This window comes from Streptomyces sp. NPDC007907, assembly GCF_042959365.1.
Classification (GTDB): domain Bacteria; phylum Actinomycetota; class Actinomycetes; order Streptomycetales; family Streptomycetaceae; genus Streptomyces; species Streptomyces indiaensis.
On record NZ_JBIBKR010000001.1, the window covers coordinates 574,357 to 590,289 of the forward strand.

Here is a 15,933-nt window from a genome sequence, read left to right on the forward strand (position 1 = left end):
CGCCGCACGCGGAAGACCGCCGCCGCGGCCGAGACCGCCGTCGACACCGCCGAGGGCACGGAGGCCAAGCCGCGCCGCCGCACCCGCAAGGCCGCCGAGACCGCCCCGGCCGTAGCCGAGATCCCGGCCCAGACGGCCCAGGAGCCCGCCGAGGCCAAGCCGCGGCGGACGCGGAAGACCGCCGCTGCCGTCCCGGACACGGAGACGGAGACTGGGGCGGCCGAGGTCAAGCCGCGCCGCACGCGCAAGACGGCCGCCGCGGCCCCGGACGCGGAGGCCGCCGAGGCCAAGCCGCGCCGCACGCGGAAGACCGCCGCCGCGGCCGAGACCGCCGTCGACACCGCCGAGGGCACGGAGGCCAAGCCGCGCCGCCGCACCCGCAAGGCCGCGGAGCCGACGGAGATCCCCGCGCAGGCGGATCAGGAGCCGGTGGCCGCCAAGCCGCGCCGCACGCGCAAGGCCACGGCTGCGACGGCTGCCGCCGCCGAGGACACGGCGGAGGCGAAGCCCAGGGCGCGCCGCACCCGCAAGGCCACGGCCACCGCGGAGCCCACGGAGGCCTGACACACCCTCCACGACGGCCCGGCCCCCACGCGGGGAGCCGGGCCGTCGGCGTTTCGCCCGGACAGGAAGTCCGGCCGCCGGCATCTCACTCACGCTGAGGCCCATGCCGCCGACATCTCACCCGGACACCGAGCCCACACCCGCCAGGCCCCCGCCACCGCCACCGCCGGAAAGCACCAACCCCGCAAGGCTCGCCCCCACCTAGGAAGCCCGGCCGTCGGCGTTTCACCCGGACGCCGAGCCCGCCCCCACCCGTTACCCTCGCCCCGTGACCAGCCACCGCGCCTTCCCCCTGCCCCCGGGCGCCCGCGCCTACCCCCTGCGCACCGCTCGCGGTGAGTTCGCCGTCGTCGACTCGGTGCCGAAGCCCGGTGCCGAGGGCAAGGGGGTCGTCCTGATGCTGCCCGGGTTCACGGGGAGCAAGGAGGACTTCGGGCTGTTGCACGAGCCGCTCGCGGAGCGGGGGTACCGGGTCGTCGCCGTGGACGGGCGGGGACAGCACGAGTCGGCCGGGCCCCTGGACGACGAGACGGCCTACGCCCAGCGGGAACTGGCGCAAGACGTGCTCGCGCAGGCCGAAGCGCTGGGCGGGGCCGTGCACCTCGTGGGGCACTCGCTCGGCGGGCAGATCGCCCGTGCGGCCGTGCTGCTCGACCACTCCCCCTTCCTGTCGTTCACCCTGGTCTCGTCCGGCCCGGCGGAGATCTCCGTCTCCCAGCAGCAGCGCGTGAAGCTGCTGCGGGACGCGCTCACCATGCTGTCGATGACGGAGGTGTGGGAGGCCATCCAGGCGATGGGCCCACCGGAGGAAGTGGGTGGACCTGCCCGCGGCCTCGGTGACCAGGACCAGCTGCGCCGCCGCTGGCTGGGCCACAGCCCTGCCCAACTCCTCGCGACGGGGCGCCAGTTGTGCACGGAGCCGGACCGCGTGGACGAACTCGCCGCCGTGCCGCTGCCGTTCCACGTGTTGTCGGGCGAGCACGACGACACCTGGCCGGTGGCGATCCTCGACGACATGGCCCGGCGGCTGGACGCGCACCGCACGGTGGTCACGGGAGCCGAGCACTCCCCCAACGCCGACCAGCCTCTGCCGACGGCCCACGCCCTCGCGGACTTCTGGGACGGCCTCGGACGGAACCCGGGCCCAGCCGTTCCCGGGACGGCGTAGTACTTCGTGCGTCGGCACGGCCGGGTACTGCGCCCACCGGGACCGCCCAGTCCTGCGCCCGCACGACCGCCCAGCCCTCCGTCCGCCGGGACCGCCTAGTACTGCGTCCGCAAGTGCTCCCAGAAGCCGTCGCGCAGTGCCCGCCGCAGGTCCGCCTGGCCGCGCAGCGAGTACTGCAGGAGGCCCTCCGCCTCCACGAGCAGATCCTGGTCCACCGAGCCGGGCAGGTAGGGGTGTCCGGGCAGCAGCTCGACGAGCGAGTCCCGGCCGCGTGCCGCCAGCCACTTCGCCGCGATCTGCGCGCCCACGAACCGCACGTTCTCGCGGGTGGGCCGTTCCGTCGCCGTCTCGTGCGCGGAGGCCGTGCGGCGGGAGACGTACGGCTTGAAGAACTCGAGGTCGAGGGTCCGCTGGCTGTCGACCTCCCACAGCAGGGGCTCCGCCTGGTTGCGGCCGTCCGGCGCCTCGATGCCCCACAGATGGACCCGGGCGCCGTAACCCTGGGCCGCCTCGACGGCCGAGACCAGGTCCTCGTCGCCGCCGAGCAGGGCCGCGTCGCTGATCGCGCGGTGCCGGGCCAGGGACTCCAGGTCGGAGCGGATGAGTGAGTCGACGCCCTTCTGCTGGTTGTTGGCGTTGAGGTTGCCGAGCCGCACCTTGACGTCCGGCAGTTCCGCGATGGTCTGCTGTTCGGCCGTGTGGATGCGACGCCGGGCGCCGTCGTACCAGTAGACCCGCAACAGCCGGCTGTCCGCGAAGATCGTGCGGGCCCGGTCGATGAGCGCGTCGATCAGACCTTCGGCGTCCACGTCGAAGGCCCGGCGGTCCTCCGTGCCGGCGACGAGCCGACCGGCGGCCGCGTACAAGTACCCGGCATCGACGAAGATCGCGTGGGTCGAGGGAGTCTTCGCCACCTCGGCGAGCATGCGCTGGAGCAGCTCGTTCGTGTGGTCGATGCGGGCACTGAGGGCCGCGAGGTCGTCGTTCATCACCTCCATTGTCCTGGCGGTCACACTGCGAACACAACCAGTCCCGTTCGGTCCCGTAACCACACTCTTACGAGTCAGTAATTAGCCGTTCGAAAAATTTCTTTAGCGTAGGGAATGTTTCACCCACCCGTCCCCGTTGACTCATACGGAACACCGAGTAGTTCTCCTCAGGAGGATGACCAGACGAAGGGAGAAGCCCTTGCGCTTCGAAATCATGCGACTCGACGACATCAACGGCACGCCCGTGGACACGACCGTCGTGGACGCCGCCTCCGTCAACCGCATCGTCCAGCAGGCGGCCGCCATCGGTCAGCGCCTCTGGATTCGCCCGGCCGAGACCGCGGCCTCATAACGCGCGCAGCTCTCCCGTACACGGAGCCCCCGCCCGGCATCGGCCGTGCGGGGGCTCCGCTGTTGCGCACCTCCCAGGTCGGGGGCGTACTGGCTGAGGGGGCCAGCACGAGCCGGAACAGGACGGTGGAGCATGTCGGTGACGGACCGGTCGCACAAGGAACTGCATCACCAGGCCGCCGCCGAGGCCGCGCGGCGCTACGAGGACTCCGCCGCCGAGCGCGAGCGGGTCCAGGGCCGGATGGCGGCCGGTGTGCGGTTCCCGGACTCCCCGGACGCACTCGCCGTCCGCGCGGACCGCATCCTCGACCGGGGCGGTCTGTCGCCCTCGGCGGTGGTGGCGGACATCCACCGCGAGGCCATGGACCGGCCCGACGCCAACGAGCGGATCATCGACCTCTCCAACGAGCTCCAGGCCTGGAGCTTCCTGCCGCGCGGAGTCCGGGCGGGGGCCACGGTCGCCCGGATCACCCTGCGGCGCGGCGGCCGCGAACTGCCGCACGGCACCGGCTTCCTGGTCTCGCCGCGGCTGCTGATGACCAACCACCACGTCCTGCCCGACGAGAGCTTCGCCCGCAGCTGCTTCGCCGAGTTCAACGCCCAGGTCACGGCGGACAACGTGCCCGACACCGTCGTCCGGACGGAGCTCGACCCCGGGGCCTTCTTCGCGGCGGACCAGCGGCTCGACTTCGCCCTGGTGGCGCTCGCTGCCCCGCCTGACGGCCCCGCGCCGGGCGAGATCTTCGGCTGGAACCGGCTGAGCGTGCAGATCGGCAAGCTGGTGCTCGGCGAGAAGGTGAACATCATCGGCCATCCCTCGGGCCGCCTGAAGGAGATCGCGCTGCGCGACAACGCGGTGCTGGTCCGCCTCGACGACTTCGTGCACTACACGACCGACACCGAACCGGGGAACTCCGGCTCCCCCGTCTTCAACGACCAGTGGGAGGTCGTGGCGCTGCACCACAGCGGGGTGCCGAAGAAGGACGACCAGGGCCGCGTCCTGCGCAAGGACGGCCGGCCCTGGCAGCAGGGCGACGGCGACGACGCCATCGAGTGGGTCGCCAACGAGGGCGTCCGGATCAGCTCGATCCTCAAGCACCTGGCGGGCCTGGACCTCGACCAGGCACGGCGCGCCCTGCTGGCCGAGATGGGCCCGGACACCGGCCTGGACCAGGCCGTTCCCACCGCGCCGGCCCTCCCTTCCACGGCCCCCGGCGCACAGCAGCCTGCGGCGCCGGTGCCGGACCTCACGACCCGGTCGGTGCCCGCGACCGGGAGCGAGGCCACGGTCCGCAGACCCCAGGTGGGGCTCCGTGCCCGCAGTACGGCCTTCGGAGGCCGTCAGCACCTGGTCTTCCTGCACGGCAGGGACCAGCAGGAGAAGTACCCCGACGAACTCCGTCTGTCCTGGACGGCCGGCCTGAACCGCGGACTCACCCTCGCGTCCATGCCCACGCTCGACCCGGAGGACGTGTGGTTCCCGTTCTACGGCAGGAGACTGCACGACCTCGTCAGCGGCAGGGAGAGCGCGACCGAGTCCATCGGTCTGGACCGGCTGAGTGCCGCCGCTGCCGCCGAGGCGTTCGCCGTGGAGTCGCCCACCGGCTCCTACGAGCGGCTGCTCTACGAGGCGGCCGCCCGGGCCGGCATGCCCCAGAACGGGCCGGCGGCCACGGAGGGGTTCGGCGCGGGTGTGGTCGGGGCGCTGCACCGGCCGCTGAGCTGGCTGGCCGCCCGGTCCGACCTGGACGAGTGGACCATCGCCACGTTCCTGAGGGACGTCGACCTGTACCTCGGCGACAGCGCCGTGCGGCAGGCGGTGCTGGACGGCGTCATGGAGACGATGCCCACCAGCGGCGAGCTGGTGCTGGTCACGCACAGCCTGGGCACGGTCGTGGGCATGGACCTGCTGGAGCGGCTGCCCGAGGGTCTCGATCCCGTCCTGCTGGTCACCGCGGGCAGCCCGCTCGGCCTGGACGGCGTCAACGAGCGGCTCCTCACCCGGGGCCCGCACCAGCCGCCCAGGGTGCGTGACTGGGTGAACGTCTGGTGCCCCACTGACGCGGTGGCGATCGGCTGCCCCCTGGAGGACGAACGGTGGGGGAAGCTCACCCAGCCGCCCGTCCCCAACGGTCGCGACCGCGCGCACAAGATCGAGGAGTACCTCGGCCACCCCGAGGCGGCCCAGGAGATCGGCGGCGTCCTGAGGCCCTGACGGGGTTCGTCAGCTCCCCTGGATCACCTGCGTGACGCCGTTGATGATCTGCTGCACGGCGATCGCGGAGAGCATCATGCCGGCGAGGCGGGTCACCAGGACCACGCCGCCGTCCTTGATGATCCGGATGATCACCAGCGAGTAGCGCATGACCAGCCACAGCACGACGTGGATGGCGAGGATCGCCGCCCACACGGACACCTGCGCGGTGACGCTGTGGGCCTTCTGCACGGCGAGGATGACCGACACGATCGCCCCGGGCCCGGCCAGCAGCGGCATGCCCAGCGGTACGAGGGCGACGTTGACGTCCTTGGTCTGCTTGGGCTCGTCGGTCTTGCCGGTGAGCAGGTCCAGTGCGATCAGCAGGAGCAGCAGACCGCCCGCGATCATCAGCGCGGGCACGGACACGTGCAGATAGTTCAGGATCTGGTGGCCGAGGAGCCCGAACACGGTGATCACACCACCGGCGACGCAGACGGCCTGGAAGGCCATCCGCTTCTGCACCTTGCCGGGCCGGCCCGCGGTGAGGGCGAGGAAGATCGGTGTGATCCCGGGGGGATCCATGATGACGAAGAGGGTCAGGAACAGGGAGCCGAAGACGGCGAGGTCGAACATGAACGTGATGGCCTTGCGGTGTGGGTGGAGCGGCGGGGCACGGCGTATCGGCACCGCTGTGGGCAGGCGTTCCGCAGGCTCCCCGGGCGCTTGAGGCACGGGGGGCACGGAACGGGTGGGCACGGCGGACAGCGCCGAGTGCCTGAAGAAGACGTGGAGCGGAGAACCCTCAGACGGCCCCGCCGGCCCCGGGCACCGGGAACGCCCCGAAGGCCCGCCGCGTGATCTCGCCGTACACCTCGGGATCCGTCGTGTACTCGCCGAGCACGCAGGTCTTACGGCTGCCGTGGTAGTCCGAGGACCCGGTCACGAGCAGGCCGAGCTCCTTGGCCAGGCCCCGCAGCCGCGCGCGTGTGTCCGCGTCGTGGTCCATGTGGTCGACCTCGATGCCGTCCAGTCCGGCCGCGGCCATCTCGGCGATGGCGGCCTCCGGCACCGTGAGTCCCCGCTTGCTCGCCCCGGGGTGCGCGAACACCGCGACCCCGCCCGCGCCCTTGATCAGACGGATCGCCTCGAAGGGGTCGGTCTCGTGCTTCTCCACGAAGACCCGGCCGCCGTCGGCCAGCCAGTCCGGCGTGAAGGCGTCGTTCACGGTGGGCACGACACCCAGCTCGACCAGCGCGCTCGCCACGTGCGGGCGTCCGACGGACCCCTCACCGGCGATCCGCGCCACCTGCTCCCACGTGACGGGCACGCCCAGCTCCTGCAGCTTGGCGATCATGCCCCGGGCGCGCGGGACCCGGTCGTCCCGGACCAGCTCCCGCTCGGCGAGCAGGGCCGGCTCCTCGGCGTCGAAGAGGTAGGCCAGCATGTGCATGCTGATCCCGTCGATCCGGCAGGAGAGCTCGGCGCCGGTCACCAGCGTGAGGCCCTCGGGCAGCGCGGCGATCGCCTCGGCGTGCCCGCGGGTGGTGTCGTGATCGGTGAGCGCGATGACGTCGATCCCCGCGGCGGCGGCCGTCCGGACCAGTTGCGCGGGCGAGTCCGTGCCGTCGGAAGCGGTGGAGTGGGTGTGCAGGTCGATACGCACGACACGGACTCCAGACGCGACAGCAGGAACAGGACTGCACAAGGATAACCGGATTTTCAACGCCCGATGTCACACCTGAAACAGGCCGGCGCCCCCTACACCTGGGGCCCGAGGGGGCTCGGGGAACTGCGCGACCGGCCACGGCGAATCCGCAGCCGCCGCACCCGAACCGCCACCCCGGTAGGCATTACGGCTGAAGCAAGCGCGGCGACAACGCCCCGCACGGCACCAGCTCCACCTCGGCACCCGCCTCCCGCAGATCCGCCAGCACCAGTTCGTCGTACATCAGCAGCCCGGACTGCTCGGGCCAGACCACGGCCCACAGCCACATCCCGAGCGCCTCCCCCGCGAACACCGCACGGTCTCCCGGCGCACCCGCCACGTGCCACAGCGGTGTGGGGCGCCCGGCGGCCAGCACCTTGGCCTGCGGCGGCTTCTCGACGTTCATGTGCGGTCCCGGGTCGGGCCCGTCCATGCCCGCGTAGCGCGCCCCGAGCCCGACGCCGAGCTCCTCGGCCACCAGGATCAGCTCGCCCATCCCGCCGAGCGGCCCGGGTCCCGTGCAGGCCACGGCGGTCGCGCGGCCACCGGTTCGGTCGTCCCCCGCGCAGGCCACCCCGGTGAAGAGCCACCCCACCGGCAGCGGCCAGGGCATCCACAACGGCACCCGGGTGCGGTGCACCACGACGTTGAGGGCGTCGACGCTGGGCGGTATCACGGGCTGCACCGGATGAACGGTGCCGTGCACATCGCACTGCCACGAGTCGGAGAAGAGGCCGGGAGCCCTGACCCGGCCACCACACTTCGGGCAACTGGGTTCGCCCCTCATAGGGCCCCACGGTCCTACCCGCGCCCCGCCGCGTCAAGGACGATCACCCATCCGGACGGAACCCTTCACCGATGACATTAGATGTAGCTTGCATTAATTAGCATGGCTAACTTACTGTGTGCATATACCAACCATCTCGTCTCGGGAAAGGGAGCAAGCAATGGACTCCTTCGACGCCGGAGCGGGCGGCCTCCTGAAGCAGCCCAAGTCCGTGTGGGCGACCGCCGGGGCGTCGGTCGTCGCCTTCATGGGCATCGGGCTCGTCGACCCGATCCTGCCGTCCATCGCCCAGGGCCTCGACGCCACGGCCGGCCAGGTCTCCCTGCTCTTCACCTCGTACTTCCTCATCACCGCCGTCGCGATGCTGGTGACCGGCTTCGTCTCCAGCCGGATCGGCGGGAAGAAGACACTGCTGCTCGGCCTCGCGTTCGTCGTGGTGTTCGCCGGGCTCGCGGGCACCTCCGGATCCGTCGGCGAACTGGTGGGCTTCCGGGCCGGATGGGGCCTCGGCAACGCGCTGTTCGTCTCCACGGCCCTCGCGGTCGTCGTCGGCGCGGCGGCCGGCGGCAGCGCCGCGGCGATCCTGCTGTACGAGTCGGCCCTCGGCCTCGGCACGGCCTGCGGCCCGCTGCTGGGCGCCCTGCTCGGCGACGCCAGCTGGCGCTATCCCTTCTTCGGCACGGCGTTCCTGATGGCCGTCGGCTTCCTGTGCATCACGGTGTTCCTGAAGGAGCAGCCGAAGCCGGCCCGCAAGACCTCGCTGCTGGACCCGCTCAAGGCCCTCGGCCACGGTGGCCTCGCCTCCGCGGCGGTCTCGGCGTTCTTCTACAACTACACGTTCTTCACCGTGCTGGCCTTCACACCGTTCGTACTGAACATGAGCCCGTACCGGTCGGGTGCGGTGTTCTTCGCCTGGGGCGTGCTGCTCGCCGTCTTCTCGGTGATCGTCGCCCCCCGGCTCCAGAAGCGATTCGGTTCGCTGACGGTGCTCGGCGGTTCGCTGGTGCTGCTCGCGGCCGACGTGCTGGTGCTCGGCTACGGCTCGCACACCACCGCCGTCGTCTGCACGATCCTGTCCGGCGCCTTCATCGGCGTGAACAACACCGTCTACACCGAACTGGCCCTCGGCGTCTCCGACGCCCCCCGGCCGGTGGCCAGCGCGGGCTACAACTTCGTGCGCTGGTTCGCGGCGGCGGCCGCTCCGTACTTCGCGCCGAAGATCGAGGAGTGGACCGACCTCCATATCCCGTTCGTGGTCGCGGCGGTCACCGCGGTCCTGGGCGCGGCCGTGGTCGTCGTACGGCGCAGGGCCCTCACTCACCAGGCGGAGGAGCCGGAGCCGAAGCACGCGACCGAGGAGGGCGTCGCCGTGTTCGCCAACTGAGGCCGCGCGTCAGGAGTTTGGTGAGCTTCCTCACTCCAGCGGGACGGACTTCCGGGACGGGTCCCGGAGGTCCGTCCCCTGGTTCAGCCACCGCTCCTGCAACGCCTGCGCGCCGTGCACCCGCTTCCAGGCGGCCTCGTTCGGGGTCATCGGCAGCAGCGGCAGGAACCGTACGGGGTCGAGGGGCTCGTCCAGCTCCAGGTCCTCGACCAGACCGCCCGGCTCGGCGACCAGGACCGAGGTGAAGGGAGCGCCCGGCCACAGCGGCTCACCGACGTCGAGGGACGCGCCCGGCGCCACGACCAGGCCCTCCACCTGCGGAGACGCGGCGAGCACAGCGAGCGGCCGGAGTGCCTTGTCGGTGTCGGCGATCCCGGAACGGACCGAGAGGACCAGCTCGGCACGCGGGCCCTTGACCGGGTCGGCGACCACCGCCGTGGGGTCCGTCATGGGGTGCGCGGACATGCCGAGCGAGGCGTAGCGGACGATGTCGCCCTCCTGGAAGCGGAGCACCTCGATGCGGTCCGTGCCGAGGAAGGTGACCGCGGCGCGCGCGTCCGGTTCGCCCAGCGCCGTGCGCAACCGGGCTTCGACCAGAGGAAGAACATCTGCCATGCGGCGAGCATAGAACTCGCCAGGAGCGGGCAAAGCAGCACCTTGACAGTTGTGTCGGCTGCTACTCTTGCCCGGTGGTTCGGGGCAGCACGCAGAAGCGTCGCGATCAAGCCCCGACGCCGAAGGAACTCCCTTACGAGGGACCGGCCGGAGGAGGTGGGGCTGCAATGGATCGAAGTCGACCGTGCAGTAGCACCACGCTCTTCGCGCCGCCGATGTAGCTGCTTCTGTCTCTGGCTGCCACCTCTCGCACTCGCTTCACCGCGGAAGAGCGCTTCGTTTCGCTTTGCCTGATCTGCCTCAGTAGCTGAATCAGTGACGAAACCGGCCACCGCGACGATGCGGTGCTCCCCGCTTTGTGGACGTGCCAAACATCCGTGGTCACAACGTCCTCATTCCGGGTAGTTCCACCCGTCGCCGGCGCCGTTCGTCGCACGCCCGCGAAGGAGCCCGCCATGTCGATGATCCGCGACCTGCGCGCCGTTGTCCGTCCCTCCCGTGTGTCGCTGCGCAAGGAGAGCGGCACCTACGACGCCACCCGCAGCCCCGCGGCGGCCTCGGCCGTCGTCGACTGCGCCGTCTACCGGGACGGCCGCCGCATCGAGACCGAGACCGCCCTGACCCCGCACGAGGCGGTACGCCTGGTGCGCCGCGACGGGGGGTTCGTGTGGATCGGCCTGCACGAGCCGACGGAGGCCGAATTCTCCGGTATCGCCAGTGAGTTCGGGCTGCACCCGCTGGCCGTGGAGGACGCCGTCCAGGCCCACCAGCGCCCCAAGCTGGAGCGCTACGACGACTCCCTCTTCACGGTCTTCAAGACCATCCACTACGTCGAGCACGACCAGCTCGACGCCAACAGCGAGGTCGTCGAGTCCGGCGAGGTCATGTGCTTCACCGGACGGGACTTCTTCATCACCGTCCGGCACGGCGGGCAGGGCTCCCTGCGGGCTCTCAGGCACCGCCTCCAGGACGACCCCGAGCTGCTCGCCAAGGGCCCCTCGGCCGTGCTGCACGCCATCGCCGACCACGTCGTCGACGGGTACATCGCCGTCGCCGACGCGGTGCAGGACGACATCGACGAGGTCGAGACCGAGGTGTTCTCCCCCGGCCGCAAGGGCGCGCCGCGCGGTTCGGACGCCGGCCGGATCTACCAACTCAAGCGTGAGGTAATGGAGTTCAAGCGGGCCGTGTCGCCGCTGCTGCGGCCCATGCAGCTGCTGAGCGAGCGGCCGATGCGGCTGATCGACCCCGACATCCAGAAGTACTTCCGGGACGTCGCCGACCACCTGGCTCGCGTCCAGGAGCAGGTCCTCGGCTTCGACGAGCTCCTCAACTCCATCCTCCAGGCCAACCTCGCGCAGGCGTCCGTCGCCCAGAACGAGGACATGCGGAAGATCACCTCATGGGCGGCGATCATCGCCGTGCCGACGATGGTGTGCGGTGTGTACGGCATGAACTTCGACCACATGCCCGAACTGCACTGGCGCTACGGCTACCCGGTGATCCTCGGCTTCACGGTCGTCGTCTGCCTCGGCATCCACCGCGCCCTGAAGCGGAACGGATGGCTGTGAGCGGCCTGGTTAGGCTGGGCCCATGACAAGCGAGCTGCTCGACCAGGTCCTCGTCGAGGAAGCCACGAAGAAGTCCGGCCTCGTCTGGGTCCAGGGCCCCGACGGCCCGGCGCGTGCGCTGTGGCACGTGTGGCACGAGGGTGCCGCGTGCCTGGTCGGCGACGGGCCGGGCGAGCAGCCGCTGCCGGGGCTCACCGACGGCTCCGAGGCGACGGTGACGGTCCGCAGCAAGGACAAGGGCGGCCGGCTGGTCACCTGGACGGCGCGGGTCGCCGAGCTCGCGCCGGGCTCCGAGGCCTGGGACGCGGCGGTCGCCGAGCTCAAGGGCAAGCGGCTGAACGCGCCGGACGGCGAGGGCATCACCGACCGCTGGGCCCGCGAGTGCCGGGTGCTGCGCCTGGAACCGACCGGGACGACGGCGCCCCTGCCCGACGGCTCCCTCTCCGAGCCTCCCCTGCCGTCCCCGGCGCTCACCCGCCGGCCGGTCCCGGCGGGACTGCCCCGGCTGCTGCTGAAGAAGCGCAAACGGACCTGACGGACTACGAGGACGGCAGCTGCTTGCCGTAGTCCACGGTCTCGTTCCTCTCCGGCTCCCTGAGCGAGAAGTCCTCGCCCCAGCCGGAGAACGTGAGGGTGCCGGCCCCGCCGGCCCGCTCCAGGCGCAGCGGGTAGGGCTTGCCCTCCAGGGAGACTTCCAGGGTGCCGCCGGAGCCCTTGTCACCGGTGACGCGGATGGTGCGGACGCCCGCCTCCTCGTCGTGGCCGTCCGTCGCGAGCGTCCCGTGCAGGGTCAGCAGACCGTCGAGGAGGAGGCCCTTGTCCGTGAAACCGCTGAACTTCTTGTACGCGGGGTCGCCCTGCGGCACCTTCACGAACTTGCCGTCGAGCTTGGAGGCCGCCGCCGCGTCCGACTTGCCGCCCTCCTCCTGGCCGCTGCCGTGAGTCCAGAACTCGGCGTCCGCCTTGACGTAGAGCTGCTCACCGATGCGCAGCAGCTGGAAGGTCGCGCCCTTCGAGGTGACCGAACCGTCGCCGCCGTCGTCCTTGAGCCGCATGTCGAGTGCGTAGGTCCGCCCGCCGCTGACGACGTTGCCGTGCACCCGGACCGCCCCGGCGGACTCGGCGGCCGACCGGGTCTTGCCCTGGATCTTGGCGGCGGGGAGTCTGCCGACCCCGTTGGTGCCCTCGTTCGGATCCTCCGCGCAGCCGGTGAGCACCGTTCCCGTCACGAGCAGGGCGCACGCGGCGCTCGCGAGTGCGGCACTGCGGCCACGGCTCTGGCGAATCGGAGTCACAGGTGGGGCTGCCTCTCTGACGGGAGACCTGAACGGCGTACCGCAGGGTACCGGGGTCGTGCGGGCGGATCGGAGCCAGTCCGTCCAGACCGGCCGCCCACGCGTCACCGATCAGGACGGGCTAGCCTGAAGCCCACCCGAGCGGGCAATTCGGAAGACACAGGCACAAAGACAGTCACACGGACAGCCACGAACCACCCCGCACGAAAAGGAGCCGCGGCCATGGCAGCGGGCGCCCCCCGGATCTTCGTATCGCACCTCCAAGGTGTCGCCGTCTTCGACCCAGCCGGCGACCAGGTGGGGCGGGTGCGCGATCTGGTCGTCATGCTGCGGGTGGGGCAGCGACCGCCGAGGCTGCTCGGCCTCGTCGTCGAACTCGCCACCCGCCGCCGTATCTTCCTGCCGATGACCCGGGTCACGGCCATCCAGTCCGGCCAGATCATCACCACCGGTGTGCTCAACGTCCGGCGTTTCGAGCAGCGGCCCACCGAGCGGCTGGTCTTCGGGGAACTGCTGGACCGGCGCGTCACGCTCACCGAGACCGGCGAGGAGGTCACCGTCCTCGACCTGTCGGTGCATCAGCTGCCCGCCCGCCGGGAGTGGGAGATCGACCGGGTCTTCGTCCGCAAGGGCAGGAAGGGCGGTGCCTTCCGGCGGGCCAAGGGCGAGGCGCTGACCGTCGAGTGGACCGCCGTCACCGGGTTCTCCCTGGAGGAACAGGGTCAGGGCGCCGAGAACCTGCTCGCCACCTTCGAGCAGCTGCGCCCGGCCGACCTGGCGAACGTCCTGCACCACCTGTCCGCCAAGCGCCGCGCCGAGGTCGCCGCCGCCCTCGACGACGACCGGCTCGCCGATGTGCTGGAGGAGCTGCCGGAGGACGACCAGATCGAGATCCTCGGCAAGCTGAAGGAGGAGCGCGCCGCCGACGTCCTGGAGGCCATGGACCCCGACGACGCGGCCGACCTGCTGGGCGAGCTCCCGACGGACGAGCAGGAGCGGCTGCTGAGCCTGATGCAGCCCGGCGACGCGGCCGACATGCGCCGCCTGATGTCGTACGAGGACCGCACGGCGGGCGGTCTGATGACCACCGAGCCGATCGTGCTGCGCCCGGACGCCACCGTCGCCGACGCCCTGGCCCGGGTCCGCAACCGCGACCTCTCCCCCGCCCTCGCCGCGCAGGTCTACGTCTGCCGGCCCCCGGACGAGACGCCGACCGGCAAGTACCTGGGGACGGTCCACTTCCAGCGGCTGCTGCGCGAACCACCGCCGTCCCTGGTCAGCTCGATCGTGGACACCGACCTGCAGCCGCTCGACCCGGAGGCCGAGCTGCCGGCCATCGCCGGGTTCTTCGCCACGTACGACATGGTCGCGGCGCCCGTCGTCGACGAGGCCGGGTCGCTGCTGGGCGCGGTGACCGTGGACGACGTGCTCGACCACATGCTCCCGGAGGACTGGCGGGAGCAGGAGTTCCACCTGGACGAGGAGGTGGCGACCGATGGTTCCTGAGCGCGAGAGCCCGCGCGAGCGCACCCCGGCGGGCGCCACGGCCGCCTCCCGGCCCCGCACCACCCGCCTCGACCAGCCGCTGCCGCGCCGGCGCCGGTTCCTGCCCGAGTACGACCCGGAGGCCTTCGGGCGGCTGTCGGAGCGCATCGCGCGCTTCCTGGGCACGGGGCGGTTCATCGTCTGGATGACGGTCGTCATCATCCTGTGGGTGGTGTGGAACGTCTTCGCGCCGCACGACCTGCGCTTCGACCAGTACCCCTTCATCTTCCTGACCCTGATGCTGTCCCTCCAGGCCTCCTACGCCGCCCCCCTGATCCTGCTCGCGCAGAACCGGCAGGACGACCGGGACCGGGTCAACCTGGAGCAGGACCGCAAGCAGAACGAGCGGTCGATCGCCGACACCGAGTACCTGACGCGCGAGATCGCCGCTCTGCGCATCGGCCTGGGCGAGGTCGCCACCCGCGACTGGATCCGCTCGGAGCTGCAGGACATGGTCAAGGAGATGGAGGAACGGCAGAACGGCCACCGTCACGACCCCGTCGTATTCCCGGCGGAACGGTCAGCCGGACGTGACGCAGACGACCGCTGAGACGCTTTCCTACGCACCGGTACAGCGCCGTACCATCGTCCTTATGGCTACGGAAGACGCGGTGCGCGAGGCACTGGCGACGGTGAACGACCCCGAGATCCACAAGCCCATCACCGAACTCGGGATGGTCAAGTCGGTGGAGATCGGCGCGGACGGGGCGGTCGCGGTCACCGTGTACCTCACGGTCTCGGGCTGCCCGATGCGGGACACGATCACACAGCGCGTGACCGACGCGGTCTCCGCCGTCGAGGGCGTGACCCGTGTCGACGTCACGCTCGACGTGATGAGCGACGAGCAGCGCAAGGAGCTGGCGTCCGCACTGCGCGGCGGCCAGACCGAGCGCGAGGTCCCCTTCGCCAAGCCGGGCAGCCTGACCCGCGTCTACGCGGTCGCCTCCGGCAAGGGCGGCGTCGGCAAGTCCTCGGTGACGGTCAACCTGGCCGCGGCGATGGCGGCCGACGGCCTCAAGGTCGGTGTCGTCGACGCCGACATCTACGGCCACTCCGTGCCGCGCATGCTGGGCGCCGACGGCCGTCCCACCCAGGTCGAGAACATGATCATGCCGCCGTCGGCGAACGGCGTGAAGGTCATCTCCATCGGCATGTTCACGCCGGGCAACGCCCCGGTCGTCTGGCGCGGCCCCATGCTCCACCGCGCCCTGCAGCAGTTCCTGGCGGACGTGTACTGGGGTGACCTGGACGTCCTGCTCCTGGACCTGCCGCCCGGCACCGGCGACATCGCGATCTCCGTCGCCCAGCTGGTGCCGAACGCCGAGATCCTGGTCGTGACGACCCCGCAGCAGGCGGCGGCCGAGGTCGCCGAGCGGGCGGGCTCCATCGCCGTGCAGACCCACCAGAAGATCGTCGGCGTCGTCGAGAACATGTCCGGCCTGCCCTGCCCGCACTGCGACGAGATGGTCGACGTGTTCGGCACGGGCGGCGGCCAGCTGGTCGCCGACGGCCTGACCCGCACGACCGGCGCGAACGTCCCGGTCCTGGGCAGCATCCCGATCGACGTCCGCCTCCGCGAGGGCGGCGACGAGGGCAAGCCGGTCGTCCTCACGGACCCCGACTCCCCGGCGGGGTCGGCCCTGCGCGCGATCGCGGGCAAGCTGGGCGGCAGGCAGCGCGGCCTGTCGGGCCTGTCGCTGGGCATCACCCCGAAGAACAAGTTCTAGATCGAAACGCCCTTGGGGCAGCCCCCTCAGGGGCG

At 71.3% G+C, this 15,933-nt stretch carries 15 protein-coding genes and 1 pseudogene; 10 read left to right on the top strand and 6 right to left on the bottom strand.

The window, feature by feature from the left end:
• Both ACFZDI_RS02630 and ACFZDI_RS02635 read left to right on the top strand, forming a co-directional pair.
• Positions 1-564 (top strand): annotated as a pseudogene (locus tag ACFZDI_RS02630) (DEAD/DEAH box helicase); the annotation flags it as partial.
• Between the two features lie 268 nt (positions 565-832).
• Positions 833-1,732, top strand: coding sequence for an alpha/beta fold hydrolase (locus ACFZDI_RS02635; protein WP_391247259.1), 900 nt, complete (start codon positions 833-835; stop codon positions 1,730-1,732).
• A 95-nt stretch (positions 1,733-1,827) separates the two neighbouring features.
• Here ACFZDI_RS02635 and ACFZDI_RS02640 read toward each other — a convergent pair whose 3' ends face one another.
• Entirely contained in the window at positions 1,828-2,721 is an 894-nt protein-coding gene (locus ACFZDI_RS02640; protein WP_391247261.1) for an NYN domain-containing protein, read from the bottom strand.
• Positions 2,722-2,920: 199 nt separating this feature from the next.
• Here ACFZDI_RS02640 and ACFZDI_RS02645 point away from each other — a divergent pair, with 199 nt between their 5' ends.
• Both ACFZDI_RS02645 and ACFZDI_RS02650 read left to right on the top strand, forming a co-directional pair.
• On the top strand, positions 2,921-3,073 hold the full coding sequence (locus tag ACFZDI_RS02645; RefSeq protein ID WP_234850140.1) for a hypothetical protein: 153 nt from the start codon (positions 2,921-2,923) through the stop codon (positions 3,071-3,073).
• Positions 3,074-3,205: 132 nt separating this feature from the next.
• Positions 3,206-5,287, top strand: a complete 2,082-nt coding sequence (locus ACFZDI_RS02650; protein WP_391247263.1) for a trypsin-like peptidase domain-containing protein — start codon at positions 3,206-3,208, stop codon at positions 5,285-5,287.
• Positions 5,288-5,296: 9 nt separating this feature from the next.
• Here the strand turns inward: ACFZDI_RS02650 and ACFZDI_RS02655 are convergent, their stop codons facing one another.
• From ACFZDI_RS02655 to ACFZDI_RS02665, 3 genes are all read right to left on the bottom strand, one after another.
• Positions 5,297-5,902, bottom strand: a complete 606-nt coding sequence (locus ACFZDI_RS02655; protein ID WP_234850138.1) for a MarC family protein — start codon at positions 5,900-5,902, stop codon at positions 5,297-5,299.
• 169 nt (positions 5,903-6,071) lie between these two features.
• On the bottom strand, positions 6,072-6,932 hold the full coding sequence (locus ACFZDI_RS02660; protein ID WP_391247265.1) for a PHP domain-containing protein: 861 nt from the start codon (positions 6,930-6,932) through the stop codon (positions 6,072-6,074).
• A gap of 187 nt (positions 6,933-7,119) precedes the next feature.
• Positions 7,120-7,761, bottom strand: a complete 642-nt coding sequence (locus tag ACFZDI_RS02665; protein WP_234850136.1) for a DUF6758 family protein — start codon at positions 7,759-7,761, stop codon at positions 7,120-7,122.
• A gap of 160 nt (positions 7,762-7,921) precedes the next feature.
• Between ACFZDI_RS02665 and ACFZDI_RS02670 the strand changes: the two genes are divergently transcribed.
• Positions 7,922-9,145: an MFS transporter gene (locus tag ACFZDI_RS02670; RefSeq protein ID WP_391247268.1), complete on the top strand. Its 1,224-nt coding sequence runs from the start codon at positions 7,922-7,924 to the stop codon at positions 9,143-9,145.
• Positions 9,146-9,175: 30 nt separating this feature from the next.
• On the opposite strand, the gene ACFZDI_RS02675 is transcribed toward ACFZDI_RS02670, so the two are convergent.
• Positions 9,176-9,760, bottom strand: coding sequence for a suppressor of fused domain protein (locus ACFZDI_RS02675; protein WP_234850134.1), 585 nt, complete (start codon positions 9,758-9,760; stop codon positions 9,176-9,178).
• A gap of 455 nt (positions 9,761-10,215) precedes the next feature.
• Here ACFZDI_RS02675 and ACFZDI_RS02680 point away from each other — a divergent pair, with 455 nt between their 5' ends.
• Positions 10,216-11,331 (top strand): CorA family divalent cation transporter, encoded by a 1,116-nt coding sequence (locus ACFZDI_RS02680; protein ID WP_391247270.1) that lies wholly within the window; start codon positions 10,216-10,218, stop codon positions 11,329-11,331.
• Positions 11,332-11,353: 22 nt separating this feature from the next.
• On the top strand, positions 11,354-11,866 hold the full coding sequence (locus ACFZDI_RS02685; protein ID WP_391247272.1) for a hypothetical protein: 513 nt from the start codon (positions 11,354-11,356) through the stop codon (positions 11,864-11,866).
• Between the two features lie 4 nt (positions 11,867-11,870).
• Here the strand turns inward: ACFZDI_RS02685 and ACFZDI_RS02690 are convergent, their stop codons facing one another.
• A complete protein-coding gene (locus ACFZDI_RS02690) occupies positions 11,871-12,626 on the bottom strand; it encodes a hypothetical protein (protein WP_391247274.1) in 756 nt (251 codons plus the stop codon).
• Positions 12,627-12,848: 222 nt separating this feature from the next.
• Here ACFZDI_RS02690 and ACFZDI_RS02695 point away from each other — a divergent pair, with 222 nt between their 5' ends.
• From ACFZDI_RS02695 to ACFZDI_RS02705, 3 genes are read left to right on the top strand one after another with little or no spacing between them, the layout of a single operon-like run.
• The gene (locus ACFZDI_RS02695; RefSeq protein ID WP_234850130.1) at positions 12,849-14,132 is read left to right on the top strand and encodes a magnesium transporter MgtE N-terminal domain-containing protein; all 1,284 of its coding nucleotides are present in this window, start codon (positions 12,849-12,851) and stop codon (positions 14,130-14,132) included.
• Positions 14,122-14,721, top strand: coding sequence for a DUF1003 domain-containing protein (locus tag ACFZDI_RS02700; protein WP_234850129.1), 600 nt, complete (start codon positions 14,122-14,124; stop codon positions 14,719-14,721). The genes ACFZDI_RS02695 and ACFZDI_RS02700 overlap by 11 nt, the downstream gene beginning before the upstream one ends.
• Positions 14,722-14,764: 43 nt before the next feature.
• Positions 14,765-15,898 carry an Mrp/NBP35 family ATP-binding protein gene (locus tag ACFZDI_RS02705; RefSeq protein WP_234850128.1) on the top strand — a complete coding sequence of 378 codons (1,134 nt, stop codon included), beginning with the start codon at positions 14,765-14,767 and terminating at the stop codon, positions 15,896-15,898.
• The last annotated feature ends 35 nt before the right edge of the window (positions 15,899-15,933 follow it).

Excerpts from the sequence above, each read along its gene's own strand:
- ACFZDI_RS02640 (WP_391247261.1), bottom strand. The coding sequence starts at position 2,721 with ATGAACGACGACCTCGCGGCCCTCAGTGCCCGCATCGACCACACGAAC.
- ACFZDI_RS02650 (WP_391247263.1), top strand. The coding sequence starts at position 3,206 with ATGTCGGTGACGGACCGGTCGCACAAGGAACTGCATCACCAGGCCGCC.
- ACFZDI_RS02655 (WP_234850138.1), bottom strand. The coding sequence starts at position 5,902 with ATGTTCGACCTCGCCGTCTTCGGCTCCCTGTTCCTGACCCTCTTCGTC.
- ACFZDI_RS02665 (WP_234850136.1), bottom strand. The coding sequence starts at position 7,761 with ATGAGGGGCGAACCCAGTTGCCCGAAGTGTGGTGGCCGGGTCAGGGCT.
- ACFZDI_RS02670 (WP_391247268.1), top strand. The coding sequence starts at position 7,922 with ATGGACTCCTTCGACGCCGGAGCGGGCGGCCTCCTGAAGCAGCCCAAG.
- ACFZDI_RS02675 (WP_234850134.1), bottom strand. The coding sequence starts at position 9,760 with ATGGCAGATGTTCTTCCTCTGGTCGAAGCCCGGTTGCGCACGGCGCTG.
- ACFZDI_RS02680 (WP_391247270.1), top strand. The coding sequence starts at position 10,216 with ATGTCGATGATCCGCGACCTGCGCGCCGTTGTCCGTCCCTCCCGTGTG.
- ACFZDI_RS02685 (WP_391247272.1), top strand. The coding sequence starts at position 11,354 with ATGACAAGCGAGCTGCTCGACCAGGTCCTCGTCGAGGAAGCCACGAAG.
- ACFZDI_RS02695 (WP_234850130.1), top strand. The coding sequence starts at position 12,849 with ATGGCAGCGGGCGCCCCCCGGATCTTCGTATCGCACCTCCAAGGTGTC.
- ACFZDI_RS02700 (WP_234850129.1), top strand. The coding sequence starts at position 14,122 with ATGGTTCCTGAGCGCGAGAGCCCGCGCGAGCGCACCCCGGCGGGCGCC.
- ACFZDI_RS02705 (WP_234850128.1), top strand. The coding sequence starts at position 14,765 with ATGGCTACGGAAGACGCGGTGCGCGAGGCACTGGCGACGGTGAACGAC.